Raw genomic sequence first — 25,078 nt, 5'->3', positions numbered from 1 at the left:
ATACTTCCTAACCGCCTTGAGCTTGAACTGCTCGTCGTACTTCGTCATGCAAAAACCCCCAAAGGTTGGATCTACGTCCAACTTTCGGGGGTCAGTTCAGCTGGGCTCGTTTTGTTTTGGGCGGGCAGGGAATTCCGTTTCAGGGTTGCGCGTCGTGCGTGGTTTCGCGCTTGATCTCGCCGTGCCGGCGTTCCATTTCCTGGCGCAGTTCGCGGCGCAGCCGGGCGGCTTCCATGCGTTGCTTCTCTTCCAGGTTGCGCGGTTCCAGCGGCGGCACCGCGGTCGGCGCGCCCTGATCATCCACCGCAACCATCGTGAAATAGCAGCTGTTGGTGTGGCGCACGAGCTTCTTGCGGATATCCTCGGTGACGACCTTGATGCCGATTTCCATGGACGTGCGGCCGGTGTAGTTCACCGCCGCCAGAAAGGTCACCAGTTCGCCCACGTGGATCGGTTCGCGGAACACGACCTGGTCCACGGACAGGGTCACCACATATTGGCCGGCGTACCGGCTGGCACAGGCGTAGGCCACCTGGTCCAGGTACTTGAGGATGGTTCCGCCGTGCACATTCCCTGAGAAATTCGCCATGTCCGGCGTCATCAGGATGGTCATCGACAATTGGTGGCTAAAGGCTTCGTCCATGGCGGGCGTTCAATCTTGGATAAAACGCCTATGGTAGCGGCAGGCGCCTGTCATGGCTGCGTCTTTTCAGCGGCTTGCGGGGTTTCTTGCGCCGCTTCTTCGGGCGGGGTGTCGCGCAGCAGGGCGGGGGGCGTCCACAATCCGTCCAGCAGGGCGGGTTCCGGCGCATACACGCGCAGCAGCACGCTGACCGCGCCGGCGGCAGGCAGCGGCAGCCAGTTGGACTGTTCCTCGGGCGCGGGCGGCGCATGGCTGATGCGCAGGTCCAGCGAACCGTCGGCGTTGTAGCGCAGCGGGTCGCGGTCGCCCAGCGCGTAGCGGTTCAGCGGATTGGCCGACGGCATGCCTTGCGCGTCATAGGCCGCCAGCGACCACAGCGCCGCGGCGGGCGGCAATTGGCCGCCTTCGAAATGCAGCGTGTAGCCATGCGCGCCATCCAGCGGTGCGCCCTGGCTGTCGGCCGCCAGCAGCAGCACGCTCAGGTCTTCGGGCAGGCCCGCGCCCGGCTGCGCCTGCGCCGCCAGGGCGCGCCGCAGATAGGAATTGCCGTAGACGCCGATGCTGGCGGTTTCCTGGTGCCAGCCGTTGACGCTGCGCACCGTGGCGCCGGCTGCCGCCGTCATGCGCTCGCGCGCCGCCCGCAGGCCGCGGCGCAAGCCCTGTTTGGCGGGATGGTCGAGCTGGGCGAAGTCGAATGGCCGGCCGGCGACCAGCCCGGCGCCGCGCAGCCTGGCCAGCACCGGCTGGTCGGTGGCATGCGGCGGGTTCTTGCGCAGCAGCTCCGCCGCATATTCGAAGTAGGCGTCGGTCGGCATGGATTCGACCTGCTCGCGCACGGGGATGCGCAGATTCAGGGAAGGATCGGCCTTCAACCGCTGCGCCTGCGCGGGCAGGTTCCATTGCGCCAGCGGCGTCACCAGGAAGCCGTCCTGCAAGGCGTGGACCGCGGGGTAATCGGCAGGCCCATCGGCCTGGATCAGATTCTTGGCCCAAACATAGGCGGTGGGCGCATCGATGCGCGCCATGCCCGAGGGCAGCACGCCGTTCCAGCCCGGCGGAACGATCACGGTATTGCCCTTGGCCGTGCCGGTGCTGCGCTTGCCCAGCGTGGCGAACACGTCGGTCCACATGTCCAGCAGCGTCAGCGTATAGAGCCGGCCTTGGGTATCCGGCACCGACAGCACCACCGGCCCGGACGTCAGGTCCAGCCAGCCGACGCTGCGCAGCATGTCGGGGTTGGCCCAGGGCGTGGCGGCGCCCGGCTGCGGCAGCGCGCGCGCGTGCAGAAAGGTGTTGGCCGGCGCGCCGTCGTTGCCGCGGGACGGATGGGTGAACTGGCGGCGGGTCAGGTCCATCGTGACCAGCGGATAGAAGTACAGATAGCCTTCCATGCCCGCCTGGTGGGCGGCCTCGGTGGCCGCCGCCGCGGGAGTCAGCGCGGCCGGGGCCGCGCGGGTCAGCGTGGCGGGCGCGAGCGCGGCGGTGATGGACAGGGCCAGGGCAACAAGGCGGCGCATCGGCGCTCCTACGGTCATGCGGAAAACAGGAGGGAAGGCTGGAGGCGCGGCGTCCCCGAATGGGGAGCGTGGGGGCCAGTCCAGGCAGCCGGGAATGGTAGCAGCCGCAGGATCATCCAAAATCTGCGAAAAAACCCTATTTCGCCGCCAAATTTCAGACATAAGGAAGGTCTCTTTGGGGCCGGATGCCATGGCGCGTCCGTCCCGCAAAGCCTATACTTGGAAAAATATCCTTGGAAACCGTAGGGCTTTTTGCTTCGGCCAGCCAACGGCTTCCTCCATTTCACCAGGAGAGGAGTGTTTCATGGTCAACATGAATCGCCGCCAGTTCTTCAAGGTGACCGGTGCGACGCTGGCAGGCTCCAGCCTGGCTTTGCTGGGGGCAGCCCCCGGCACGGCCATGGCCGAAGTCCGCCAGTACAAGCTTGCGCGCATGACTGAAACGCGCAACACCTGTCCCTACTGTTCGGTCGCCTGTGGACTGCTGATGTACGGCTTGGGCGACGGCTCCAAGAACGCCCGTGCCAGCATCATGCACATCGAAGGCGACCCCGACCACCCCGTCAACCGCGGCACGCTCTGTCCGAAGGGCGCTGCCCTGATCGACTTCATCCACAGCCCCAACCGCCTGAAGTACCCGGAATACCGGGCTCCAGGTTCGGACAAGTGGGTGCGGATGTCGTGGGACGACGCCCTGACCCGCATCACCAAGCTCATGAAGGCGGACCGCGACGCGAACTTCGTCGAGAAGACCGCGGACGGCAAGACCGTCAACCGGTGGCTGACCACCGGCATGCTGGCGGCCTCGGCAAGCAGCAACGAGGTCGGCTACATCACGCACAAGACTGTGCGCAGCATGGGGATACTGGCGTTCGATAACCAAGCCCGTGTCTGACATGGCCCGACGGTGGCAGGTCTTGCCCCGACGTTTGGCCGTGGAGCGATGACGAACCATTGGGTCGACATCAAGAACGCGGACGTAGTACTGATCATGGGCGGCAATGCCGCCGAGGCCCACCCTTGCGGGTTCAAATGGGTCACGGAAGCAAAGGCCCATAACAAGGCAAAGCTGATCGTCGTGGATCCGCGCTTTACGCGCTCGGCATCCGTGGCGGACTTCTACGCGCCCATACGCACCGGCACCGACATCATCTTCTTGGGCGGCGTCATCAAGTATCTGCTGGACAACGACAAGATCCAGCACGAGTACGTGCGCAACTACACGGACTTTTCCTTCATCGTGCGCGAGGACTTCGCGTTCGACGCAGGCCTGTATTCCGGCTACGACGCCGAAAAGCGCACCTACAACAAGGCCAGCTGGGACTACGAGCGCGGCGACGACGGCTACGTCAAGACGGACCCGACGCTGGCGCATCCGCGCACCGTCTACCAGCTGCTGAAGAAGCACTACTCGCGCTACACCGAAGACATGGTCGAGCGCGTCTGCGGCACGCCCAAGGACAAGTTCCTGAAGGTGTGCGAGATGCTGGCTTCCACCGCCACCACCAACCGCGCCGCGACCATCCTCTACGCGCTGGGGTGGACGCAGCACTCCATCGGTTCGCAGATCATCCGCACGGGCGCGATGGTGCAGCTGCTGCTGGGCAACATCGGCATCGCCGGCGGCGGCATGAACGCGCTGCGCGGGCACTCGAACATCCAGGGCCTGACCGATCTGGGCCTGATGTCGAACCTGCTGCCCGGCTACATGACCCTGCCCAACGAGCCCGAGCAGGACTACGGCAAGTACATCGAGTCGCGCACGCAGAAACCCCTGCGGCCCAATCAGCTTAGCTACTGGCAGAACTACAGCAAGTTCCACGTGAGCCTGATGAAGGCCTGGTGGGGCAAGTCCGCCACGGCCGAAAACAACTGGGCGTTCGACTACCTGCCCAAGCTGGACAAGCTCTACGACATGCTGCAGGTCTACGAGCTCATGAACCAGGGCAAGATGAATGGCTACATCGCCCAGGGCTTCAACCCCCTGGCGGCCGCGCCCAACAAGGCCAAGCTGAACGCCGGTTTCGCCAAGCTGAAGTTCCTGGTCATCATGGATCCGCTGGTCACCGAGACCTCCGAGTTCTGGCGCAACGCGGGCGAGGCCAACGATGTGGATCCGTCCAAGATCCAGACCGAGGTCTTCCGTCTGCCGACCACCTGTTTCGCCGAGGAAGACGGCACGCTGGTGAACTCCGGCCGCTGGCTGCAATGGCACTGGAAGGGCGCGGAGCCTCCGGGCGAAGCCAAGAGCGACATCGAGATCATGGCGCTGCTGTTCACGCGCCTGCGCAAGATGTACCAGGACGAGGGCGGCAAGTATCCCGATCCCATCGTCAACCTGTCGTGGCCGTACTCCAATCCGCAGAATCCCACCGCCGAAGAGCTGGCCAAGGAATACACCGGCAAGGCACTGGTGGAACTGACCGACCCCAAGGATCCTTCCAAGGTCACCCGCAAGGCCGGCGAGCAACTGGCCGGCTTCGCGGAACTGCGCGACGATGGCTCCACCATCAGCGGCTGTTGGATCTTCGCGGGCGCCTGGGGGCCTGGCGGCAACCTGATGGCGCGGCGCGACAACAGCGATCCGACCGGCATCGGCCAGACCCTGAACTGGGCCTGGGCGTGGCCGGCCAATCGCCGCATCCTGTACAACCGCGCCTCCTGTGACGTGGCGGGCAAGCCCTTCGATCCGCGCCGCAGCCTGATCTCCTGGAACGGCAAGTTCTGGACCGGCGCGGACATCCCCGACTTCAAGGGCGATGAAAATCCCGACGGCGGCATGGGTCCGTTCATCATGAACCCCGAGGGTGTGGCGCGCTTCTTCGCGCGGGCGGGCATGGCCGAAGGGCCGTTCCCCGAGCACTACGAACCCTTCGAGACGCCGCTGGGCTACAACCCGCTGTATCCTAAGGCCAAGGGCGTCACCAGCAATCCGGCCGCGCGGGTCTTCAAGGACGACCTGGCCGCGATGGGCACCGTGGACAAGTTCCCCTACGTGGCCACGACCTACCGCCTGACCGAGCACTTCCACTACTGGACCAAGCACGTCCGCATCAACTCGATCCTCCAGCCGGAGCAGTTCGTGGAGATCGGCGAGGCGCTGGCCAAGGAATTGGGCATTGCCAACGGGTCGCGCGTGAAGGTGTCGTCCAACCGCGGCTACATCAAGGCGGTGGCGCTGGTCACCAAGCGCTTGCGCGCGCTGACCATCGAGGGCAAGACCGTGCACCACGTGGGCATCCCCATCCACTGGGGCTTCGTGGGCCTGGCCAAGCCTGGCTTCCTCACCAACACCCTGACGCCGTTCGTGGGCGACGGGAATTCCCAGACGCCGGAATTCAAGTCGTTCCTGGTGCAGGTCGAGAAGGCCTAAGGAGACCGACATGTCCATGCAATCCCTAGACATCAAGCGGCGCTCCGCCACCACCACGCCGCCGCCGGGCATCCGCGAGCCCGTCACGGGCTCGGTGGCCAAGCTGATCGACGTCTCCAAGTGCATCGGCTGCAAGGCTTGCCAAAGCGCCTGTATGGAATGGAACGATCTGCGCGACGAGATCGGCACCAACGTGGGCGTCTACGACAACCCTGCCGACCTGACCGAGCATTCCTGGACCGTCATGCGCTTCTCCGAATACGAGAATCCGCAAGGCGACCTGGAATGGCTGATCCGCAAGGACGGCTGCATGCACTGCGAGGACCCGGGCTGCCTGAAGGCCTGTCCCTCGCCGGGCGCCATCATCCAGTACAACAACGGCATCGTGGATTTCCACGAAGAGAACTGCATCGGTTGCGGCTACTGCATCACTGGCTGTCCGTTCAACGTGCCGCGCATCTCCAAGAAGGACCACAAGGCGTACAAGTGCACCCTGTGTTCCGACCGCGTGGCCGTCGGCCAGGAGCCGGCCTGCGTCAAGGCTTGTCCTACCGGCGCCATCGTCTTCGGCACCAAGGAAGACATGACGCAGCACGCCGAGGAGCGGATCGTCGACCTCAAGTCGCGCGGCTTCGACAAGGCCGGCCTGTATGACCCGCAGGGCGTGGGCGGCACCCACGTCATGTACGTGCTGCATCACGCCGACCAGCCCGGGCTGTACCACGGGCTGCCCAAGGACCCGCAGATCAGCCCCATGGTTTCGCTGTGGAAGGGCCTGGCCAAACCGCTGGGCGTGGCCGCCATGGCCCTGACCGCGCTGGCGGGCTTCTTCCACTACGCCCGCGTTGGCCGCAACGAGGTGTCCGAGGAAGACGAACGCCGTGCCGAAGAGGAGGTGCGCCATGAGTGAAGACCGCCATCACCGCCGGATCAAGCGCTACACGCCAGGTGAGCGCACCAACCACTGGATCATCGCCTTCACGTTCATCCTGTTGGCGCTGTCCGGACTGGCGCTGTTCCACCCGTCCATGTACTGGCTGACCAACCTGTTCGGGGGCGGTCCCTGGACGCGCATCCTGCATCCCTTCATCGGGATCGTGATGTTCGTCTGCTTCGTCGTGTTCGCCGGCCACATGTGGCGGCACAACCTCATGACGAAGGCCGATCGCCAGTGGATGCGGCAACTGAACGACGTGGTCGAGAACCGCGAGGAAAAGCTCCCGGAAGTCGGCAAGTACAACGCCGGCCAGAAGCTGCTGTTCTACGTGTTGATCCTCTGCATGCTGGGCCTGTTCGTCAGCGGCATCGTGATCTGGCGCGAGTACTTCGCGTTCTACTTCCCGATCTGGGTCATCCGCGCCGCCTCGGTGGTGCATGCCGTCAGCGCGCTGGTGCTGATCTGCGCCATCATCGTGCACATCTACGCTGCCATTTGGGTCAAGGGTTCGCTGACCGCGATGCTGCGCGGGTATGTGACGGCGGGTTGGGCGTGGAAGCATCACCGCGCCTGGTTCCGCGAACAAATCAGAAAATAAAGCTGACGGGGCGCGCTGGCAGGCGCGTCCCGCTTGCTCTGCGGCAAATGGGCCTCTCCTGGCGCCCACGCACCCGCCCAACGGCTGCTATCCTTCTCCTTGAAGGCTGGCAGCCGTGTTTTTTTATCTGGAGACGCAAGTGCAGCGAATTCTTCCGCGCGGCGAGATCGAAGCGCTAGACCATAACCGCATTCCCCAAGTCAGCCTGCCGGACCGCGCGTCGGTTTTTGCCACGCGTGCAGCCCGCTTGCGGCAGCTGGCGGCGGATAGCCCGGTGGCCGACTACCTGCTGCTGATGGCGCATCTGGTCGACGCCCAGCACCGCGCCCTGCAGGATTGCGCCGCGCCCGCGGCCTCCGAGGAGCGCATTTCGCTGGCGCAGGCGCATGGCATGCCGCCCCTGCAGGCCGTGGGCTGGCCGCGCGACCCCTTGTGGCGCAACATCCTGGGCCAGCTGCTGGACCTCGTCGCCAGCGCCAAGGACGTGCCGGCCGAGGCCATCGAAGTCTGCGCCGGCCTGCGCCGCGCGCTGACCGAGTCCCCGGAGTCGCTGGAGGATCTGGCCGAGGCCGTGCTGTCCGAGCAGGACCAGGGCGTGGACGGCGCCGCGGCGCCCTTCGTGATGGCGGCCCTGCAAGTCTATTGGACCGATCTGGCCAGCCGTTTCGACGAAAAGCAGTTGCCAGTGGCCAGTCCCTTTGGCGTCTGTCCCGTTTGCGCCAGCCTGCCGGTGGCCAGCGTGGTCCGCGTGGGCGGGCAGTTCGAAGGCTACCGCTACCTGTGCTGCAGCCTGTGCGCGACCCAGTGGCACATGGTGCGGGTGAAATGCTCGCATTGCGAAGACGTGGAATCGGTGGCCTACCAGGCCATCGAGGGCCGCACGCCCGCCATCAAGGCCGAAACCTGCGACCACTGCCACACCTATCGCAAGATCTTCTACCAGGACAAGGACCTGCAGGTGGAGCCCGTGGCCGACGACCTGGCCAGCCTGATGCTGGACGTGCTGGTCGGCGAGGCCGGCTATTCGCGGGCCAGCGGCAATCCGTTGCTGTGGCACGGATCGGAGCCGGGAGCAGAGCAGTAATGGCCGCGCCAGCGCCCGCAGGCGGCGTGGCCGCGGTCTCGGAGATCCCGTCGCTGGACCGGTTGCTGAATGCGCCGGCCATGCGCGCCGCGCTGGACGGGCACGGCCGCACGCAGGTGGTGGCGGCCCTGCGCCGCGACCTGGACGCGATGCGCGAACGCGCGCTGGCCGGCGGGTTGCCGCGCCAGGAATTGGAAGCCGACGCCGTGGCGGCGCGCGTGGCCGCGGCCCTGGCCCGCGCCGCCGAGCCCAGGCTGCGGGCCGTGTACAACCTGACCGGTACGGTGTTGCACACCAATCTGGGCCGGGCGCTGCTGCCCGACGAGGCGGTGGCGTCGGTGCTGCGCGCCCTCACCACCCCCGCCAACCTGGAGTTCGACCTGGACACCGGCGGGCGCGGCGACCGCGACGACCTGATCGACGAACTGTTGTGCGACCTGACGGGGGCCGAGGCCGCCACCGTCGTCAACAACAATGCGGCCGCCGTATTGCTGATGCTCAATGCCCTGGCAGACCGGCGCGAAGTCGTGGTGTCCCGGGGCGAACTGGTCGAGATCGGCGGCGCGTTCCGCATTCCGGACATCATGAAGCGCGCCGGGGCCAAGCTGGTCGAAGTCGGCACCACCAACCGCACCCATGCCGCCGATTACGAAAACGCCATCGGCCCGCGTACCGCCATGCTGATGAAGGTGCATTGCAGCAACTACGCGGTCACCGGTTTCACCAAGAGCGTGAGCGTGGCCGAGGTGGCGGCGCTGGCGCACGCGCGCGGCCTGCCCGCTACCGTGGACCTGGGCAGCGGCACGCTGGTCGACCTGACCCAGTTCGGCCTGCCCAAGGAAGACACCGTGCGCGAAACCATCGCGGCCGGCGCGGACCTGGTCACCTTCAGCGGCGACAAACTGCTGGGCGGCCCGCAGGCCGGCCTGCTGGTGGGCCGCAAGGACCTGATCCGCAAGATCAAGAAGAATCCGCTCAAGCGCGCGCTGCGCGTCAGCAAGCTGACGCTGGCGGCCTTGGAGCCGGTGTTGGGCCTGTACCGCGCGCCCGAATTCCTGGCCGATCGCTTGACCACGCTGCGCTTGTTGACCCGCCCGCAACGCGACATCCAGCCGCAGGCCGAGCGCCTGCGCGGCGTCCTGGCGCATGCGGCGGGCGAGCACTACGCGGTAGAGGCCGTGCCCATGTTCAGCCAGATCGGCAGCGGCGCCTTGCCCGTGGACCAGCTGCCCAGCTACGGCCTGGCCGCGCGCTACACCGGCAGCGGCCGCGCCGGCCGGCACCTGGACAAACTGGAGACGCAATTGCGCCGCCTGCCCGTGCCCGTGATCGGCCGCATTGCGGACGACGCCCTATGGCTGGATCTGCGTTGCCTGGAAGCGCGCGACGAACCGGCCTTCGCCGCGCAACTCGCGGAGCGCCTGGCGTGATCATCGGCACCGCAGGCCATATCGATCACGGCAAGACCACGCTGGTGCGGGCGCTGACCGGCATCGATACCGACAGGCTCAAGGAAGAGAAGGCGCGCGGGATTTCCATCGAGCTGGGCTATGCCTACACCCCGTTGCCCAACGGCGACGTGCTGGGCTTCATCGACGTGCCCGGGCACGAGAAGCTTGTGCACACCATGGCGGCCGGCGCCAGCGGCATTGATTTCGGCCTGCTGGTGGTGGCGGCGGACGACGGCGTCATGCCGCAGACGCGCGAACACCTGGCGATCCTGATCCTGCTGGGCGTGGAACGCGGCGCGGTGGCGCTGACCAAGACCGACCGCGCCGATGCCGGGCGGCTGCAGGCAGTGCGCGCGGAAATCGCCGAACTGTCCGCGGGTACCTTCCTGCAGGACGCGCCGCTGTACGCCGTATGCGCGTCGCAGGCCGGCGACCCGGGCGTGGCGGAACTGAAAGACTATCTGCACGGCGAGGCTCAAGCCCTGCGCCAGCGCGACAGCGCGGGCCTGTTCCGGCTGGCCGTCGATCGCGTGTTCACCCTGGCCGGCCACGGCACGGTGGTGACAGGCACGGCCCATGCCGGACTGGCGCGGGCGGACGACGACGCTGCCGACCTGCGGCTGATGCCTGCCGGCACACGCGTACGCGTGCGCAGCATCCATGCCCAGAACCAGCGCAGCGAAACCGGCGCGGCCGGCCAACGTTGCGCCTTGAATCTCGCCGGCATGGACAAGAACGCCATCGCGCGCGGCGACTGGATCGCGGATGCGCGCTGCTTTTTGCCGTCGCGCCATGTCGACGTGGCGCTGACGCTGCTGGCAACCGCCGACGCGCCGGTGCGCGCATGGGCGCCGCTGCATGTGCACATCGGCGCCGCGCGTCACGTGGCGCACGTGGTGCCGCTGAGCGCGGAATCGCTTGCCCCGGGACAGTCCGGCTGGGTGCAGCTGGTGTTCGACGAACCCGTCTGCGTCATGCCGGGCGACCGCTACATTGTGCGCAACGCGCAGGCCACGCGCACGGTCGGCGGCGGCCGGGTGCTGGACCCGAACGCTCCTGACCGCAAGCGCCGGTCCGCCGCGCGCATGCAGTGGCTGCAGGCGCTGGCGGCCATGCTGGACGGCGCCGGCCTGCATCCCGTGCTGGAGCACGCTGCGCTGGGGCTGGACGAAGACGCCTTGCAGCGCCTGACGGGCAAGCCTGTAAATGAGATCGCTGCGCCGCCCGCTGCGGTATGGCTGGAGGCGCGCACGCCGCAGGCGCCGCGCACCCTGATCCTGACTGCCCATTGGGACGCGCTGCGCGCGCGCGTGGAACAGGCGCTGGCGGCCTTCCATCAAGGCGCGCCCGACGAGCCAGGCCCTGACGGCCCGCGCTTGCGCCGCATGGCCATGCCCATCGGCCCGGATGCGCTGTGGCAGGCGGCGCTGGACGATCTGCAGCGCGATGGCCGCATCGTGCGCAATGGTCCCTGGCTGCACCTGCCGGGTCATAGCGCAACCTTGGCGCCCGAGGAGTCGGCGCTGGCCGGGCGCGTGCTGCCCCTGCTGGCGGCCGGCGCCTTCGACCCGCCCTGGGTGCGGGATCTCGCCCGCACGCTGGGCGAGCCCGAGGACCGCATGCGGCAGCTGCTGCGCAAGCTGCTGCGGCGCGGCGAAGTGGCCCAGGTGGTGAAGGACCTGTTCTATCACCGCGACCAGGTGGCGGCGTTGGCAGTGCTTGCGCAAGGCCTGGCGGCGCAGCCCGCGGGCTTGAACGCCGCGTCGTTCCGCGACGCTACGGGCCTGGGCAGAAAGCGCGCGATCCAGATCCTGGAGTTCTTCGACCGCGTGGGGTACACGCGGCGTTTGCGCGACACGCACGTGTTGCGCCAGGAAAGCGCCTACGGAAGCCCGCGGCAGGCGCAGTAACCCGGTATCATGGGCGGCCACCGTGGAAGGCATTCGTGCCCGGTGGCACGGCTGGGCTTCAAACCCAGTTGGGGGCGTCAGACGTTCCCAGGTAGGTTCGACTCCTGCTGCCTTCCGCCATCCCTTGCGCGGCGCGCTAAGCCCGCAGCATCCCTGTCACCACGCCGCCTACCCGGTCCGATTTCCAGTCCAGTTGTCCCAGATGCCAATATCGGACGGATCCGCCGCGGTCCACCAGATAGTTTGCGGGCAGGCCGACTGCATCCCATTGCTTTGACGCCGTGCTGTTCCTGTCGTGCAGCACGGTACCCGCGACCGGCCATTTCGCCAGAAAGGCGTTGATCCTGGCCGCCGAATCGCCGACGTTCACGGCCACCAGGCGCAGGCCTTCTTCGCGGTGACGTTTGGCCATGGCGGACATGATGGGGATTTCATCGCGGCAAGGGTCGCACGAGGTGGCCCAGAAGCTGACGATGATCAGGTTGCCGCGCCAGGCGGCGAGCTTCTTTTCGCGGCCGGCCAGATCGGGCAGGGCCAGCGGCGGCGTGGATGCGGTCCAGGGCGCCCAGTCCGGGCCGGTGGCCTTCTTGAGCGCATCGTCGCTGGCGGCCCGGGCATACCAGGGCAGGGCCGCCAGCGACAGGCCGGACTGCAGGAGTAGACGGCGGCTGATCATGGCGGTCCCCGTGGGTGGGCAGCAGGCGGACTCAGAGGGAAAGCGGCCTGGCGCTGAGCTTGTAGCTGAAGCTGGCGGGATCCAGGCTGTCCAGTCGGCCGTCCGAGGTTTCGCCGTTGGGATACATCAGGAAAGGCACGGGACCGTGGGCAGCGCCCGGCAGGACCACGTCGTGGCCGTGGTTGTATGCCACCCAGTTCATCTCCCAGGCGCCGAACAGCATGACGCGCGCGGCGCGAACCTTGGCATCGGTCAGCGGCAGTTCGCCGGGCGGCTCTTCCAGCATGACCTTGCGCACATCGGCAGGGTCCACCGGCACCCAGCCGTAGCCCGCGGCATAGAACTCGGCGCGGCAATGCTGCGCCTTGGTGACGTCGCCCGCCTTGCCCAGGCTTTTGTAGCCGAACTCGGAGTCCGCCACCCGCAGGCCATAGGCATCGCGGGCCGGTATGCCGGCGGCGCGGGCCAGTGCGACAAACAGGGAGTTGATGTCGGCGCACTTGCCGTTCAGATCATTGGCCGTGAGCATGTAGCGCACGTCGCCCACGCCGCAGCCGCGGGTGGACGCGGTTCTGCAGGTGTTCTCGACCACCCATTCGTAGATGGCGCGGGCCTGCGCCAGATCGCCGCGGTGGCCGCGGGTGATGCGGTCGGCGGTGCTCTTGACGATGCCGTCGGTGGGCAGCAGCGCGGTAGGCTGGAGGAATTCGCGTAGCGCGGCCGCGCTTTCACGGGGGACGTCGGCCGCGGGCGGCTGGCTCAGGTCCACGCGCCGGTTGCGGGTCTGGAAGCGGCTGGTGACCGTGACCTGGCGCGGCGCCTGCGCGTCCGGCCATTGCACGGCAAGCATCTGCACGCCGTAGCCGGGCGCCTGGGTCAGTTGGGCCACGCCGCCGCCGCTGACCTGCCAGGCGCTCTGCGCGCCGCGCTGGTAGGTGGTGTCAGTGGAGTAGGGTACCGGGATCCAGATGCGCGCGTGCGCGCCCGGATCCTGCACGGTGATGTCGGTGGTCAGTTCGAAGGCGCGCCATCCGGCGCTGACAGGGGCGAGTCCCGCGTGCGCCGCCCTGGGCAGGGCCGCGCTGGCGGCGCACAGGGCGCCCGAGAAACGGAGGAAATGTCGGCGATCCATATAGCCCTCACTCACGGTGAAGATTGGCTGTCGGTGCGCCCGGGGCCGGGCGGCCGTCCGTTGCTGCGTGCTGCCGGATCATCATAGGGCCAATCCCGGGGGCGGTGCTATCCTTTTCCACTGACCTATGGAGATTCAGATGACCACCCAGGATGTTGCCAGCGCGGCGGTGCCGCGATTGACTTCGCTTTCGCACGGCGGCGGCTGCGGCTGCAAGATCGCACCCGGCGTGCTGTCCGAGTTGCTCAAGCGCTTCGGCCCGGCGGTCAGCTACCCTGATCTGCTGGTGGGCACCGAGACGGCCGACGACGCGGCGGTCTACCGGCTGAACGACGAGCAGGCGCTCATCGCCACCACCGATTTCTTCATGCCCATCGTCGACGACCCCTACGACTTCGGCCGCATCGCCGCGACCAATGCGCTGTCGGACGTGTACGCGATGGGCGGCACGCCCATCATGGCGCTGGCCATCGTGGGCATGCCGATCAACGTGCTGCCGCACAGCGTCATCGCCGACATCCTGCGCGGCGGCGAAGCCGTCTGCAAGGACGCCGGCATTCCCGTGGCGGGCGGCCATAGCATCGACTCCGTCGAACCCATCTACGGCCTGGCGGCGATGGGCCTGGTGCATCCCGGCCGCATCAAGCGCAATGCTGATGCGCGCGCCGGCGACGTGCTGATCCTGGGCAAGGCGCTGGGCGTGGGCATCCTGTCGGCCGCGCTGAAGAAGAGCCGGCTGGACGACGCCGGCTACCGCGCCATGATCACCGAGACCACCCGTCTGAACCGGCCGGGTCCGGCGTTGGCCGCGATGGATGGCGTGCACGCCATCACTGACGTGACGGGCTTCGGCCTGTTGGGACATACGCTGGAAATGGCGCGCGGCGCGCAGCTGACGGCGCATGTGCGGCGCGATGCGCTGCCCTGGCTGCCCGGCGTGCAGGCCTTTGCCGCGGACGGCGTCATCACCGGCGCGTCCGGCCGCAATTGGGCTTCCTATGGCGCGTCCGCGCGCCTGGGCGAGGGCGTGAGCGACACGGAGCGGGCCTTGTTGACCGATCCGCAGACCGCCGGCGGACTGCTGGTGGCCTGCTCGCCGGACGCCGCGCAGGCCGTGCTGGACCTGTTCCGCCAGCACGGCTTCGAGCAGGCGGCCATCATCGGCGACATGCGGGCGGGCGAGCCGGAAGTGCGCGTCGACTGAAGGCCTCTGGCTGGCCTGGGCGCTAGCGCGCCTGGCCGGCGCGGCCCAATTCCTGCACCTGGTAGTTGATCTGCCAGTGCAGCAGCTCCGTGTAGGCGTTCAGGCGAACCTGCTCCGCCCATTGTTCCGCCGTCGCGTCCTGCTCTTCCTCCAGCGCCAGCCCTGATGGACCTGCCCAGGGCAGGATGCGGCCGGGCTTGTCCGGCCGGAATACGCCTTCATCGGTCAGCAGCACGTGCTTGCTGTTGAAGCCGAAGCACCAGGCCGGGTCGGGCTGGGCGGCCAGCAGGTCGCAGCCACTGCGGAAGTAGGCTGTTTGCGGCAGGCTCAGGTGATACAGCGTGGGCAGAATGTCCTTGTGGCTGCCCACGCGCGCCGGGTCGTAGCGCGCCTGCGCCCGGTAGGCCGGCGGCACGTACAGGTAGAACGGCACCGCGCGCGCCAGCGCCGCGTCCTTCGGGTCCTGATAATCGATACCCAGGATGTTGTGGTCGCCGGTCACGGCGACGATGGTCCGGGACGCATAGTCCGATGCCTTCAGGCGCGTCAGGAAGCGACCCAGCTGATCGTTGGCGTAACGCAGCGTGTCGAATGCGGCAGCCAGCGCATCCCAGGTCTTGAAGTAGGGCAGGCTGGCCACATCGTCCAGGGGCAGGCCGCCGCGCTGCCCGCCGTCGGGCACGATGAACGGCGGATGGTGAGTGGTGGACAAGGCGATGATGAAGAGCGGCTGGCTGTCCTGATTGCCTTGCGCCAGCCGTTCTTCGATATAGCGGAACATGTACTCGTCCGGTACGCCCCAGGTTCCGGTCCGTGCTTGGGGATAGCGCACCTTGAGGGTCTGCTGGTCCACGAATTCATGTGCGCCCAGCTTGGTGGCGAAGACGCCGAGGTTGCGCCATGTGGCGGCGCCGGACGTAACGAAGACGACCCGGTAGCCGCGCTGCAAAAAGGGCGTGAAGGCATTGCTGGCGAATGGCGCGTCCACCGCCGACGATTGGCCGACGGCCGCAATGGGGCTACGCACCAGCAGGAGGCTCAATGATTCGATGGTGCCGTTGCCTTCGGCCACGAAGCGCTCGAACACCCAGTCCTCGCTCCAGTGCGGACGCAGCGCGCCGAGCACGTCGCGCCCCGGACGGTCATACGAGTTCAGGTGTGCCCCCATGCTCTCCATGACTTGCAGCACCACGTGCGGAGGCCGCGCCGCAGCCGCCGGATGGGGCCCGGTTGCGGCCATGAAGGGCCGCAGGCCAACATCCGGCCAGCCCAGGAAGCGCTCATAGAGCTGGCGCCCCTCTCGCAAGGTGACGGGTTCGAAGCGCTTGTCGTTGCCGCGGTCGGACAGGGCCCAGGAAAAGGCAGAGACGCCATTGGGCGCGATGTCGTTGAGCAGGCGCAGCGACGAGATGCTGGTGTCGTCCTTGTTGAGCGGAAACTTGCCCAGCGATCCTCTGCAGGCCAGCACGGTGACGCCTATGATCAGCGCAAACCGCAACAGGCTGGGGATGAACGCGCGGCGCTTGAACAGCATGCCTTGCACCCAGCCACGCCAACGGCGGCCGAGCCACCAGGTTCCCGCCAGCACCGCCGCCAGCAGCAGGCCAGCCTGCGCCAGCGGGTAGCCATGCCACAGGGTCATCAGGATGGCCTGGGTGTCGTCGTCCACCAGCCCGAACACGAAGATGTCGATCGAACGGGAAAATGTGGCGAAGTAGAAGACGCTGATGATCGTGATGGCCGCGAACAGCGTCGCCATGGCTGCGCCCAGCCCCGGCAGATGGCGCTGCCAGCGCCGTTGCAGGCCGGGTCTGGCCGCCGCTGCCATGGACAGCAGCAGCAGCGCCGAACAGGCGATGCTGGCGACCTTGATGTCGAACAGCAGCCCTGTCGCCAGGGTGCGCCGCACGTCCTGCGGCAACGCGTCATAGGTCCCCGGCGCGGCATAGCGCAGCAGCAGGTAGCCGCGCCCGGCGCTTTGCGCCAGGACGCTGATCAGCCAGGGGGCCAGCAGGACCAGAAAGGATCGTTGAAAATTGACGAACCAGTCTTGCCACCCGAACGCCGGACGGAAAAGCCTAATCAACATCTTGGGAGCAGGGTTACGGACCAGCGCCGCAATCTACCGGAGTAGCCATCCCAAGTTATGAAGATCTGTATGGATTTTGTAGCGCGGCGCGGCGTCTACACGGTCAGGTCGCGCGCGGTGGCTTCGGCCTGTTCGATCAGCCAGCGCGTGACGACCTCGGCGTCCGGCGTGGCGCGGCGTGTATTGCGCACCAGCCAATAGGCGTGCTCGGTGGCGCTGGCGGCCTGGCCGCCGACGGCCTCCAGCCGTTTGTCGGCCAGCATCGGCGCGATCAGCGCCAGCCGGCCCAGCGCGATGCCGTGGCCCGCCAGCGCCGCGTGCACGATCTGGTCATACTGGTTGAAGCGCAGCATGCCCCGGGCGGGCACCCGGGCAAGGCCGCGCGCATTCAGCCATTCCGACCATTGCAGCCAGGGGCGCGTCGGGTCGTCGAATTCCAGCAGCACATGGCGTTGCAGTTCCTCGGCATCCAGCAGGCGGGCCTTGAGCGAGGGGTGGGCCACCGGCACCACCGCCTCGCCGAACAGCCAGGCCGCGCTGTCTGGCACGCCATCGCGCAGGCTGTAGCGAATGGCGATGTCCACGCTTTCGCGGTCGATGTCGATCAGCCGGTTGTCGGCCGCCACGCGCACGTCGATGTGCGGATGCGCCGCCTGGAAGTCCCCCAGACGAGGCAACAGCCACAGCGAGGCCACCCCGATGGTCGTGGTGACGGTAACGGGCGTGCGGCGCTCGGGTGCGCGCAGCTGCTCGGTCAGGTCGCCCAGCTGGCTCAGCCACACGTCGGCCATTCGGAACAGCTGCGCGCCCTCGGAGGTGAACGACACGCTGCGGAATCCGCGCACCAGCAGGGCTACGCCCAGGTGGGCCTCCAGCGCCCGGATCTGGCGGCTCACGGCCGACTGGGTCACATGCAGATCCTGCGCGGCCAGCGTGATGCTCATGCGGCGGCCGACGGCCACGAAGCCTCGGACCAGATCAAGCGGCGGGAGTTTGGCCAGCGGATATGGCATTCGTAAAACTCATGCGTATCGGACGGAAATGTCGCTTGAGCAATAGTACCTCCAGGGCGTTCAATAGGACTCAGACGACGGGTGTAAGGGCGCAAAGCCCGGCAATCCGCCGCGATCGCCGCCGCCGCGGCCCAGGGGTACGCCATGATCCAGGTATGTTGCACTGCGGGAATGTCATTCCGTTTGGCCGGCGGCTCGACTATGCTGCTCAAGCACGCCTCGGGCGTCCGCATCGTGTGTCACGCCGGCACCTTGTGGCTTTCCGAGTACCGGCGCTTCGATGACAGCGTGCTTCAAGCCGGGGATTCCATCACCGTCGGCAGCGATCGCGATGTCGTTCTCAGCGGCCTGCCGGATGCGCAGGTCGCGCTAATTTCGTAGCAGCTTGCCCCGGAGCTCCAGTCATGACCGCGTCCCTGCCCGACACGCCCCGCATCGAGATGTGGTTCGATTTCGCCAGCCCGTACAGCTATCTGGCCATCGAACGCATCGACGCCCTGGCGCAAGAGGCCGGGGTGCGGGTCGATCTGCGCCCTTTCCTGCTGGGTCCTATCTTCCAGGCCCAAGGCTGGAACGACACGCCGTTCCGGCTGTTTCCGGGCAAGGGCGCCTACATGATGCGCGACATCGCCCGCCTGGCCGAAAAGTACGGCCTGGTCTACAACCGTCCCCGCCTGTTTCCGCGCATGAGCGTGCTGCCCGCCCGCATCGCGCTGCTGGGGCAGGACGAGCCCTGGGGCCGCGATTTCTGCGTGGCGGTGTTCCGCGCCAATTTCCAGCACGACCTGGACATCCAGTCCGAGGACGTGGTGCACGGGCTGCTGACGGACCTGGGGCTGGACGCCGCGGCGCTGATCGCCCGCGGCAAGTCCGAAGCCGCCAAGGAGGCGCTGCGCCGCCGGGTCGACCGTGCCCGCAACCTGGGGCTGTTCGGGGCACCCACGTTCTTTGTGGACGGAGAGATGTTCTGGGGCAACGACCGCCTGGAAGACGCGCTGGAATGGACCCGCCGCGAGGCGCCCGCCAGCGCCTGGAATGCATCGGCCACGCGCGCCTGAGCGCCGCCCAAACAAGTTTTTTCGTCAACCCAACTTCAGCAATGAAAAACGCCAGCAGTGCCTATCGCGGCGCGCCCATGCCGGGCGGCCGTTCGTTCACGCAATTCCGGGCCGCGCGCATCCGGCGCGTGTCGTTCCAGTGGAAACAGGCCGCAGCAGTCGGCATGCCGGACAAGGGCAGTCCGCAAGGCGGCTCGCGGGGCCGCTAGGGCCCCGCGCCATACGCCGGCAGGGGCCAGTCAGCCCTTGCTGACGGGCGCCACCCGCGCCCACTCCTCGTCCGAGTACAGCCGCGAACGCAGCAGGAAGCGCTTGCCTTCCGCGCTGTCCAGCGAAAACGCGCCGCCCCGGCCGGGCACGGCGTCGATGATGAGTTGGGTGTGCTCCCAGTACGCGAACTGGTCCTCGCCCATGTAGAACGGGCAGCCTTCCAGTTCGCCGAGCAGCACGTCCGAACCGCCCACCATGAATTCGCCCTGGGCGTAGCACATGGGCGAACTGCCGTCGCAGCAGCCGCCGGACTGGTGGAACATCAGCGGGCCATGCTTGGCCCGCAGGGTCTCGATCAGGCTGCGCGCCTCGTCGGTGGCGACCACGCGCGGCGTTTGCTCTGCCATGTCAGGCTCCTTTGAGGCGCGCCGGGCCTCGCGGCCCGGCGCCAGGCCATGGCGGGGTCAGAAGAAACCCAGCTTCTTCGGCGAGTAGCTCACCAGCAGGTTCTTGGTCTGCTGATAGTGGTTGAGCATCATCTTGTGGTTCTCGCGTCCGATGCCCGATTGCTTGTAGCCGCCAAACGCCGCATGCGCCGGATAGGCGTGATAGCAGTTGGTCCACACGCGGCCGGCCTTGATCGCGCGGCCCATGCGATAGCAGGTGTTGGCGTCGCGCGACCACACGCCCGCGCCCAGGCCGTAGAGCGTGTCGTTGGCCAGGGCCAGCGCATCGTCGGCATCCTTGAAGGTCGTCACGGCCACCACCGGCCCGAAGATTTCCTCCTGGAACACGCGCATCTTGTTGTGGCCCTTGAACACCGTGGGCTGCACGTAATAGCCGCCTTCCAGCGCGCCCTGCATCTGCGCGCGCGAGCCGCCGGCCAGCACGTCGGCGCCTTCCTGCTTGCCGATGTCCAGGTACGACAGGATCTTCTCCAGCTGCTCGGTGGATGCCTGCGCGCCCAGCATGGTGTCCGCGTCCAGCGGATTGCCTTGCTTGATCTCGGCCACGCGCTTGAGCGCACGTTCCATGAACTTGTCGTACAGGGATTCCTGGATCAGCGCGCGGCTGGGGCAGGTGCAGACCTCGCCCTGGTTCAGCGCGAACATGACGAAGCCCTCGACCGCCTTGTCGAGGAAGTCATCGTCCTGCGCGGCCACGTCGGCAAAGAAGATGTTGGGCGACTTGCCGCCCAGTTCCAGCGTGACCGGGATGATGTTCTGCGAGGCGTACTGCATGATGAGCCGGCCGGTGGTGGTCTCGCCGGTGAAGGCGATCTTGGCGATGCGCTTGTTGGACGCCAGCGGCTTGCCGGCTTCCAGGCCGAAGCCCGTGACCACGTTCACCACGCCGGGCGGCAGGATGTCGCCGATCAGTTCCATCAGCAGCAGAATGCCCAGCGGCGTCTGCTCGGCGGGCTTGAGCACCACGCAGTTGCCTGCGGCCAGGGCCGGCGCCAGCTTCCATGCCGCCATCAGGATGGGGAAGTTCCAAGGAATGATCTGGCCGACCACGCCCAGCGGTTCGTTGAAGTGATAGGCGACCGTGTCGTGGTCGATCTCGGACAGCGAGCCTTCCTGGCTGCGGATGCAGGAAGCGAAATAGCGGAAGTGGTCGATTGCCAGCGGAATGTCGGCGGCGCGCGCTTCGCGGATGGGCTTGCCGTTGTCCCAGGTTTCGGCCGTGGCCAGGCGTTCCAGGTTCGCCTCCATTACATCGGCGATCTGCATCAGCATGCGGGCGCGCTGCGCGGCCGGGGTCGCTCCCCATTTGGGCGCGGCGCGGTGCGCGGCGTCCAGCGCCAGTTCAATGTCGCGCTCCTTGGAGCGGGCATTGCGCGTCAGCACCTGGCCCGTGACCGGCGTGACGTTGTCGAAGTATTCGCCGTCGGCGGGCTTCTGCCATTTGCCGTCGATGAAATTGTCGTACTGGGTTTTCAGGTCCAGGCGGGTGCCGTAGGAGTCGGGGGTGATGCGGGTCGCGATGTCCATGCTTGTCTCCGGTATTGTGGGGGTGCGGCAGTCGGCTGCCTGTCCCGTATCAAGCAAGGAGCGTGCCAGTCGGTGCTTCCCCGCTGGACAGCCCGCGGCTTGCATGCGAAAGTAGGTTTCAGAACGGGCAATATGCAGTAGAGCCCCTCGAGGGCCGGCCCGCCGCCGGGCCGTCCCAAGGCGGGCCAGTCCCCTTGGGGGCAGCAAGCCCGCGTAGCGGGTGCGGCGTGGGGGCCTTCCCTGTCGCTTTTTGCGACATCGTCGCGGAACAGGTGTCGCAGAACGCCTGTCCCAGGAGACATGCATGGCCACTCAATCCCGTCAGCATGCGCTGACGCAAGCGCGCCTGCTGTTCAACCAGCAAGGCGCGGTGCCCGGCGGCGTGGTCGCCGAGCCCATCCTGCGGTCGTGGCGGCGCTGCGCCGACCTGGGCTTCGACATGCGCGGCGTGCGCCGCGCCGAACTCATGACCCAGGGCGAGCTGCGCGAGGCCCAGCAGCGTAACGAGGCGCTGCGCCGGCTGTCCGAACCCGCCATGTCCATGCTGCGCCGCCAGGCTGGCGGCAGCGGCGGCCTGGTGATCCTGTCCGATGCCCAGGGCCTGGTGCTGGATTCCGACGGCGACACCGGTTTCGCCCAGCGCGCCTCGCGCGTGGCATTGATGCCCGGCGCGCCTTGGGACGAAGCGGCGGCAGGCACCAATGCCATCGGCACCGCCCTGGTGGAAGGCCGGCCCATCGCCGTGCACGGGGCGGAACACTATTTCGAACCCAACCGCATCCTGACCTGCGCTGCTGTCCCCATTACCGATAGCGAGGGCCGCACGCTGGGCGTGCTGGACCTGTCCAGCCCGGCGCGCGACCTGCGGCCCGACGTGCTGGAACTGGTGCGCGCCGCCGTCGACCTGATCGAGCACCGCTTGTTCGAACAAGCCTACGAGCAGCACGCCGTGCTGCGGCTGCATGTGGATCGCTCCGGACTGGGCGCGCCCGGCGAGGGCTTGCTGGCCTTCCAGGGCGACCTGCTGATCGGCGCCAACCGCCGCGCCTTGCAGGCGCTCGGCCTGGCGCCCACGGCTCTGGGCGTGTACCGCTACGGCGACGTGTTCGACGGCGACATGGAACGCTGCCCCGACGCGGCGGGCCGGGTGCAGGCGCGTTCGGGCGTCGTGTACCACGCGCGCTTGCGCTGGCCGCGCTCGCGCGCCCCGCAAGCGCCGTCACTGCCGTCACTGCCGCCAGCGGCCGGCTCGCGCCCCGCTGCGCCGAGTTTCGATGCCCCAACCCTGGGCGCGCTGGCGCGCGCCGTGCACTTGTCGGATGCGGGTGTGTCGATTCTGCTGCAAGGCGAAACCGGCGTCGGCAAGGAAGTGTTCGCGCGTCAGCTGCATGCGCGCAGCAAGCGCGCCTGCGGGCCGTTCGTGGCGGTGAACTGCGCAGCGTTGCCTGAGAGCCTGATCGAATCCGAACTTTTCGGCTACGAAGACGGCGCCTTCACCGGCGCGCGGCGCCAGGGCAGCAAAGGGCTGCTGCGCCAGGCGCACGGCGGCGTGCTGTTCCTCGACGAGATCGGCGACATGCCGCTGATGCTGCAATCGCGCCTGCTACGTGTGCTGCAGACGCGCGAAGTCTCGCCGTTGGGCGCGGCGAGGCCGGTGGCCGTGGACTTTGCGCTGGTATGCGCGACGCACCGGCCGCTGGCCCATGAAGGGCCCGATGCGCCGGTGCGCCCGGACCTGTATTTCCGCATCGCCGAATACACCGTCACGCTGGAACCGCTGCGCGCGCGCGCCGACCGCCTGGAACTGCTGCGCGGCCTGTGGGCGGCGCAAGGCGCGGGGCCGGTCCTGCCGCCCGACATCGAAGCAATCCTGGTTGCGTACGCGTGGCCCGGCAATTACCGGCAACTGGTGGCCGTGCTGCGCACGCTGCACGTGCTGGCGGGACCTGCCGGTGTCGTCGAGGCCGACATGCTGCCTGCCGATATCCGTGGCGCGGCGCCACCGCCGCCCGCTGCGGGCGTCGATGACCCGACCAATCTGCAAGCCATGACGGACGCCGCGATCCGCGACGCCCTGGCCGCCCACGGCGGCAATGTCAGCCGCGCAGCGCGCGCGCTGGGCGTACACCGCAGCACGCTTTATCGCCGCCTGCCGCGTCCGGCCTAGCGGAATTTTCCGTTCCTTGCGCGCGGCGCTGCGCCGGTGTTTGCCACGTGTACGCAAGGCGTGCACAAAAACTATCTTTTGAAGATAGGTTAACTATCCCAGCACACGGGAAGAACTGCTTACGATGCCCGCATCCCCTTCAACCCAGGTGATGACATGGCAAGCAACGAGCTGTTCTACGACGACTTCGAAATAGGCCGTCTCTTTCCTCCCAGCCGCTACAGCATCGGCGCCGCAGACAGCGACGCTTTCATCGGCACCTTCGAACACACTCCGGTCCTCGACGGCAGCGGCCGCGCCGTATTGGCGCAAGGCGGCGCGCCCGTGCGCAGCGTGCATCCGGTGCTGGTCGGCAGCTTTCAACCGCAGCACGCGGCCTTTGCCTGGCCGACTGGCGTGCTGCACGCCCGCGAGAAAGTCCGTCTGCTGGCGCCCGTGTATCCAGGAGAGGAGCTGGAGGCCAGCGTGCTGGTGAAGGACAAGTACCTGAAGAACGACAAGCGCTTCGTGGTGCTGGAGATCACCGTCCGCAAGCTGGAAAACGCGCGCGTCGCTCTGGTGGCGGAGCGCAGCCTGGTTTGGCCCAACTGAGGAGGCCGGCATGGAATTCAAGGTAGGCGACAAGTTCCGTAGCGTCGCGCGCGGCGCGGAACAGGAAGACATCAACCGCTTCGGCGCGCTGCACGGTACCACCGGCAGGACGCACACCGATCCCGAATATGCGCGCAACAGCGTTTTCGGCGGAGTCATCGTGCAGGGGGCGCTGGTGATGGCGCCAGTTCTCGACATGGCCGCCGATCTGCTTGGCGATACGTGGCTCGACGGCAGTGAGATCGAGGCGAAGTTCGTGGCGTTCACGCGGCCGGGGGAGGCCGTGGACGTTGCATTCGAAGTGACCCGCAGCGAACCCGGATGGCTGGAGCTGGCCTACGCCTGCACCCTGGCTGACGGAAAGAAGGTCCAGGTGGGAACCATCACCCGCCGCCGCGGCTGAACCCGGCCGCAACACATAACAAGCATAAGGAGACAATCTTGAAACGCATCCTGCAGAGTCTTGCCCTCTCTTGCGCGGTCATGGCCGCGACGGCCGCCTGGGCCGCGCCGTATCCCGACAAGCCTATCCGCATGATCGTGCCGGCCGCGGCCGGCGGCGCCGCCGATACGCTGGCGCGCATGATAGGCCGTGGATTGACGGAGAAATTCGGCCAGCCCGTGGTCATCGAGAACAAGCCCGGCGCGGCCGCCATCGTGGGCATGTCCGCCATCGCCAAGGCGCCCGCCGACGGCTACACCCTGGGCATGACCTTCTCGGGCGCGATGTCCATCAATCCTTCGCTGTACCAGCAACTGCCCTACGACCCGGTCCAGGACTTCGCGCCCATCACCATCGTGGCGGTCTCGCCCCTGGTCATTGCCGTCAGTCCCAAGCTCGGACCGAAGTCCCTGGGTGAATTCCTGGCCCTGGCTAAGAAGGATCCTGGCAAGCTGACCTTCGGGTCGGCCGGCACCGGATCGACGCAGCATCTGTCCATGGAACTGCTCAAGTCGACTGCGGGCGTGGACATGCTGCACGTGCCTTACAAGGGCAGTTCGGCGGCGCTGGTCGACGTGCAGTCGGGCCTGATCTCCGCGGTCAGCGACAACGCGATCACGCTGGTGCCGCTGATCCAGTCGGGGCAATTGGTGCCTCTCGCGGTGGAAACCGCGCAACGCATCCAGTCGCTGCCCCAGGTGCCAACCGTGGCCGAATCCGGCTATCCGGGATTCCAGGCGGCAGGCTGGTATGGGCTGCTCGCGCCCGCCGGCACGCCGCAGCCGATCGTCGCGCAGCTCAACGCGGCGCTGCGCGAGATGGTGGACAAGCCCGACTTCACGCAATGGCTGCGGCAACAGGGTATGGAGCCGCAGACCGATACGCCCGAGGGCTTCGGGCGTTACATCAGCCAGGAAAAGGACAAGTGGGCGCAGGTCATCAAGACGGCCAAGGTGCCGCTGCAGGCATCGCGCTGAACACCGGCGGCG

The 25,078-nt window shown here is 67.3% G+C and carries 22 protein-coding genes and 1 tRNA gene; 15 read left to right on the top strand and 8 right to left on the bottom strand.

Features of this window, described 5'->3' with window-relative positions:
- Nucleotides 1-139: 139 nt before the first annotated feature.
- Nucleotides 140-643: an acyl-CoA thioesterase gene (locus DXK93_RS22985; RefSeq protein ID WP_119451221.1), complete on the bottom strand. Its 504-nt coding sequence runs from the start codon at nt 641-643 to the stop codon at nt 140-142.
- Between the two features lie 50 nt (nt 644-693).
- Nucleotides 694-2,160 (bottom strand): DUF1254 domain-containing protein, encoded by a 1,467-nt coding sequence (locus DXK93_RS22980; protein ID WP_119451220.1) that lies wholly within the window; start codon nt 2,158-2,160, stop codon nt 694-696.
- Nucleotides 2,161-2,464: 304 nt separating this feature from the next.
- On the opposite strand from DXK93_RS22980, the gene fdnG reads away from it, so the two are divergent.
- From fdnG to DXK93_RS22940, 7 genes are all read left to right on the top strand, one after another.
- Nucleotides 2,465-5,533 carry a formate dehydrogenase-N subunit alpha gene (gene fdnG / locus DXK93_RS22970; RefSeq protein ID WP_147400263.1) on the top strand — a complete coding sequence of 1,023 codons (3,069 nt, stop codon included), beginning with the start codon at nt 2,465-2,467 and terminating at the stop codon, nt 5,531-5,533.
- Between the two features lie 10 nt (nt 5,534-5,543).
- Entirely contained in the window at nt 5,544-6,443 is a 900-nt protein-coding gene (gene fdxH, locus DXK93_RS22965; protein ID WP_054455293.1) for a formate dehydrogenase subunit beta, read from the top strand.
- Nucleotides 6,436-7,068 (top strand): formate dehydrogenase subunit gamma, encoded by a 633-nt coding sequence (locus DXK93_RS22960; protein ID WP_119451218.1) that lies wholly within the window; start codon nt 6,436-6,438, stop codon nt 7,066-7,068. The genes fdxH and DXK93_RS22960 overlap by 8 nt, the downstream gene beginning before the upstream one ends.
- A gap of 139 nt (nt 7,069-7,207) precedes the next feature.
- Nucleotides 7,208-8,152 (top strand): formate dehydrogenase accessory protein FdhE, encoded by a 945-nt coding sequence (gene fdhE, locus DXK93_RS22955; protein WP_119451222.1) that lies wholly within the window; start codon nt 7,208-7,210, stop codon nt 8,150-8,152.
- Nucleotides 8,152-9,582: an L-seryl-tRNA(Sec) selenium transferase gene (selA, locus tag DXK93_RS22950; RefSeq protein WP_119451217.1), complete on the top strand. Its 1,431-nt coding sequence runs from the start codon at nt 8,152-8,154 to the stop codon at nt 9,580-9,582. The genes fdhE and selA overlap by 1 nt, the downstream gene beginning before the upstream one ends.
- The gene (selB, locus tag DXK93_RS22945; protein WP_119451216.1) at nt 9,579-11,513 is read left to right on the top strand and encodes a selenocysteine-specific translation elongation factor; all 1,935 of its coding nucleotides are present in this window, start codon (nt 9,579-9,581) and stop codon (nt 11,511-11,513) included. The genes selA and selB overlap by 4 nt, the downstream gene beginning before the upstream one ends.
- Before the next feature lie 24 nt (nt 11,514-11,537).
- A tRNA-Sec gene (locus DXK93_RS22940) sits at nt 11,538-11,633 on the top strand.
- A gap of 16 nt (nt 11,634-11,649) precedes the next feature.
- Here the strand turns inward: DXK93_RS22940 and DXK93_RS22935 are convergent.
- Both DXK93_RS22935 and DXK93_RS22930 read right to left on the bottom strand, forming a co-directional pair.
- Nucleotides 11,650-12,189, bottom strand: a complete 540-nt coding sequence (locus tag DXK93_RS22935) for a TlpA disulfide reductase family protein (protein WP_119451215.1) — start codon at nt 12,187-12,189, stop codon at nt 11,650-11,652.
- A gap of 31 nt (nt 12,190-12,220) precedes the next feature.
- The gene (locus tag DXK93_RS22930; protein ID WP_119451214.1) at nt 12,221-13,321 is read right to left on the bottom strand and encodes a transglutaminase-like domain-containing protein; all 1,101 of its coding nucleotides are present in this window, start codon (nt 13,319-13,321) and stop codon (nt 12,221-12,223) included.
- Between the two features lie 139 nt (nt 13,322-13,460).
- Here DXK93_RS22930 and selD point away from each other — a divergent pair, with 139 nt between their 5' ends.
- A complete protein-coding gene (selD, locus tag DXK93_RS22925; RefSeq protein WP_119451213.1) occupies nt 13,461-14,525 on the top strand; it encodes a selenide, water dikinase SelD in 1,065 nt (354 codons plus the stop codon).
- Between the two features lie 22 nt (nt 14,526-14,547).
- On the opposite strand, the gene DXK93_RS22920 is transcribed toward selD, so the two are convergent.
- Both DXK93_RS22920 and DXK93_RS22915 read right to left on the bottom strand, forming a co-directional pair.
- Nucleotides 14,548-16,614, bottom strand: coding sequence for an LTA synthase family protein (locus DXK93_RS22920; protein WP_119451212.1), 2,067 nt, complete (start codon nt 16,612-16,614; stop codon nt 14,548-14,550).
- Between the two features lie 95 nt (nt 16,615-16,709).
- Entirely contained in the window at nt 16,710-17,627 is a 918-nt protein-coding gene (locus DXK93_RS22915) for a LysR substrate-binding domain-containing protein (RefSeq protein WP_054455278.1), read from the bottom strand.
- Between the two features lie 171 nt (nt 17,628-17,798).
- On the opposite strand from DXK93_RS22915, the gene DXK93_RS22910 reads away from it, so the two are divergent.
- From DXK93_RS22910 to DXK93_RS32185, 3 genes are read left to right on the top strand one after another with little or no spacing between them, the layout of a single operon-like run.
- Entirely contained in the window at nt 17,799-18,008 is a 210-nt protein-coding gene (locus tag DXK93_RS22910) for a DUF2917 domain-containing protein (RefSeq protein ID WP_082401069.1), read from the top strand.
- A 23-nt stretch (nt 18,009-18,031) separates the two neighbouring features.
- The gene (locus DXK93_RS22905) at nt 18,032-18,685 is read left to right on the top strand and encodes a 2-hydroxychromene-2-carboxylate isomerase (protein ID WP_119451211.1); all 654 of its coding nucleotides are present in this window, start codon (nt 18,032-18,034) and stop codon (nt 18,683-18,685) included.
- Nucleotides 18,686-18,726: 41 nt separating this feature from the next.
- A complete protein-coding gene (locus tag DXK93_RS32185) occupies nt 18,727-18,894 on the top strand; it encodes a hypothetical protein (protein WP_166738452.1) in 168 nt (55 codons plus the stop codon).
- Between the two features lie 30 nt (nt 18,895-18,924).
- Here DXK93_RS32185 and DXK93_RS22900 read toward each other — a convergent pair whose 3' ends face one another.
- Together DXK93_RS22900 and adh are read right to left on the bottom strand one after the other, a co-directional pair.
- Complete coding sequence (locus DXK93_RS22900) at nt 18,925-19,302, bottom strand: DUF779 domain-containing protein (RefSeq protein ID WP_054455269.1); 378 nt, start codon at nt 19,300-19,302, stop codon at nt 18,925-18,927.
- Nucleotides 19,303-19,359: 57 nt separating this feature from the next.
- A complete protein-coding gene (adh, locus tag DXK93_RS22895; RefSeq protein ID WP_054455268.1) occupies nt 19,360-20,889 on the bottom strand; it encodes an aldehyde dehydrogenase in 1,530 nt (509 codons plus the stop codon).
- A 304-nt stretch (nt 20,890-21,193) separates the two neighbouring features.
- Between adh and DXK93_RS22890 the strand changes: the two genes are divergently transcribed.
- From DXK93_RS22890 to DXK93_RS22875, 4 genes are all read left to right on the top strand, one after another.
- Complete coding sequence (locus DXK93_RS22890; RefSeq protein WP_119451210.1) at nt 21,194-23,056, top strand: sigma-54-dependent Fis family transcriptional regulator; 1,863 nt, start codon at nt 21,194-21,196, stop codon at nt 23,054-23,056.
- Between the two features lie 156 nt (nt 23,057-23,212).
- Nucleotides 23,213-23,647 carry a MaoC family dehydratase gene (locus DXK93_RS22885; RefSeq protein WP_054455264.1) on the top strand — a complete coding sequence of 145 codons (435 nt, stop codon included), beginning with the start codon at nt 23,213-23,215 and terminating at the stop codon, nt 23,645-23,647.
- A gap of 10 nt (nt 23,648-23,657) precedes the next feature.
- Nucleotides 23,658-24,050 carry a MaoC family dehydratase gene (locus tag DXK93_RS22880; RefSeq protein WP_119451209.1) on the top strand — a complete coding sequence of 131 codons (393 nt, stop codon included), beginning with the start codon at nt 23,658-23,660 and terminating at the stop codon, nt 24,048-24,050.
- 38 nt (nt 24,051-24,088) lie between these two features.
- Entirely contained in the window at nt 24,089-25,066 is a 978-nt protein-coding gene (locus DXK93_RS22875) for a tripartite tricarboxylate transporter substrate binding protein (RefSeq protein ID WP_147400262.1), read from the top strand.
- The last annotated feature ends 12 nt before the right edge of the window (nt 25,067-25,078 follow it).

Source organism: Achromobacter sp. K91 (assembly GCF_003576205.1).
Classification (GTDB): Bacteria; Pseudomonadota; Gammaproteobacteria; order Burkholderiales; family Burkholderiaceae_B; genus Achromobacter; species Achromobacter aegrifaciens.
The sequence above is the reverse complement of the archived record's forward strand: the minus strand, read 5'-3'. Positions and strand labels throughout refer to the sequence as shown.

What these genes read in the sequence shown, in the direction of transcription:
- DXK93_RS22985 (WP_119451221.1), bottom strand. Translation starts at nt 643, where the DNA reads ATGGACGAAGCCTTTAGCCACCAATTGTCGATGACCATCCTGATGACG.
- DXK93_RS32185 (WP_166738452.1), top strand. Translation starts at nt 18,727, where the DNA reads ATGAAAAACGCCAGCAGTGCCTATCGCGGCGCGCCCATGCCGGGCGGC.
- DXK93_RS22885 (WP_054455264.1), top strand. Translation starts at nt 23,213, where the DNA reads ATGGCAAGCAACGAGCTGTTCTACGACGACTTCGAAATAGGCCGTCTC.
- DXK93_RS22920 (WP_119451212.1), bottom strand. Translation starts at nt 16,614, where the DNA reads ATGTTGATTAGGCTTTTCCGTCCGGCGTTCGGGTGGCAAGACTGGTTC.
- DXK93_RS22880 (WP_119451209.1), top strand. Translation starts at nt 23,658, where the DNA reads ATGGAATTCAAGGTAGGCGACAAGTTCCGTAGCGTCGCGCGCGGCGCG.
- selD (WP_119451213.1), top strand. Translation starts at nt 13,461, where the DNA reads ATGACCACCCAGGATGTTGCCAGCGCGGCGGTGCCGCGATTGACTTCG.
- adh (WP_054455268.1), bottom strand. Translation starts at nt 20,889, where the DNA reads ATGGACATCGCGACCCGCATCACCCCCGACTCCTACGGCACCCGCCTG.
- DXK93_RS22960 (WP_119451218.1), top strand. Translation starts at nt 6,436, where the DNA reads ATGAGTGAAGACCGCCATCACCGCCGGATCAAGCGCTACACGCCAGGT.
- DXK93_RS22980 (WP_119451220.1), bottom strand. Translation starts at nt 2,160, where the DNA reads ATGCGCCGCCTTGTTGCCCTGGCCCTGTCCATCACCGCCGCGCTCGCG.
- DXK93_RS22905 (WP_119451211.1), top strand. Translation starts at nt 18,032, where the DNA reads ATGACCGCGTCCCTGCCCGACACGCCCCGCATCGAGATGTGGTTCGAT.
- DXK93_RS22910 (WP_082401069.1), top strand. Translation starts at nt 17,799, where the DNA reads ATGTCATTCCGTTTGGCCGGCGGCTCGACTATGCTGCTCAAGCACGCC.
- DXK93_RS22930 (WP_119451214.1), bottom strand. Translation starts at nt 13,321, where the DNA reads ATGGATCGCCGACATTTCCTCCGTTTCTCGGGCGCCCTGTGCGCCGCC.
- selA (WP_119451217.1), top strand. Translation starts at nt 8,152, where the DNA reads ATGGCCGCGCCAGCGCCCGCAGGCGGCGTGGCCGCGGTCTCGGAGATC.
- fdxH (WP_054455293.1), top strand. Translation starts at nt 5,544, where the DNA reads ATGTCCATGCAATCCCTAGACATCAAGCGGCGCTCCGCCACCACCACG.
- DXK93_RS22935 (WP_119451215.1), bottom strand. Translation starts at nt 12,189, where the DNA reads ATGATCAGCCGCCGTCTACTCCTGCAGTCCGGCCTGTCGCTGGCGGCC.
- DXK93_RS22900 (WP_054455269.1), bottom strand. Translation starts at nt 19,302, where the DNA reads ATGGCAGAGCAAACGCCGCGCGTGGTCGCCACCGACGAGGCGCGCAGC.
- DXK93_RS22890 (WP_119451210.1), top strand. Translation starts at nt 21,194, where the DNA reads ATGGCCACTCAATCCCGTCAGCATGCGCTGACGCAAGCGCGCCTGCTG.
- DXK93_RS22915 (WP_054455278.1), bottom strand. Translation starts at nt 17,627, where the DNA reads ATGCCATATCCGCTGGCCAAACTCCCGCCGCTTGATCTGGTCCGAGGC.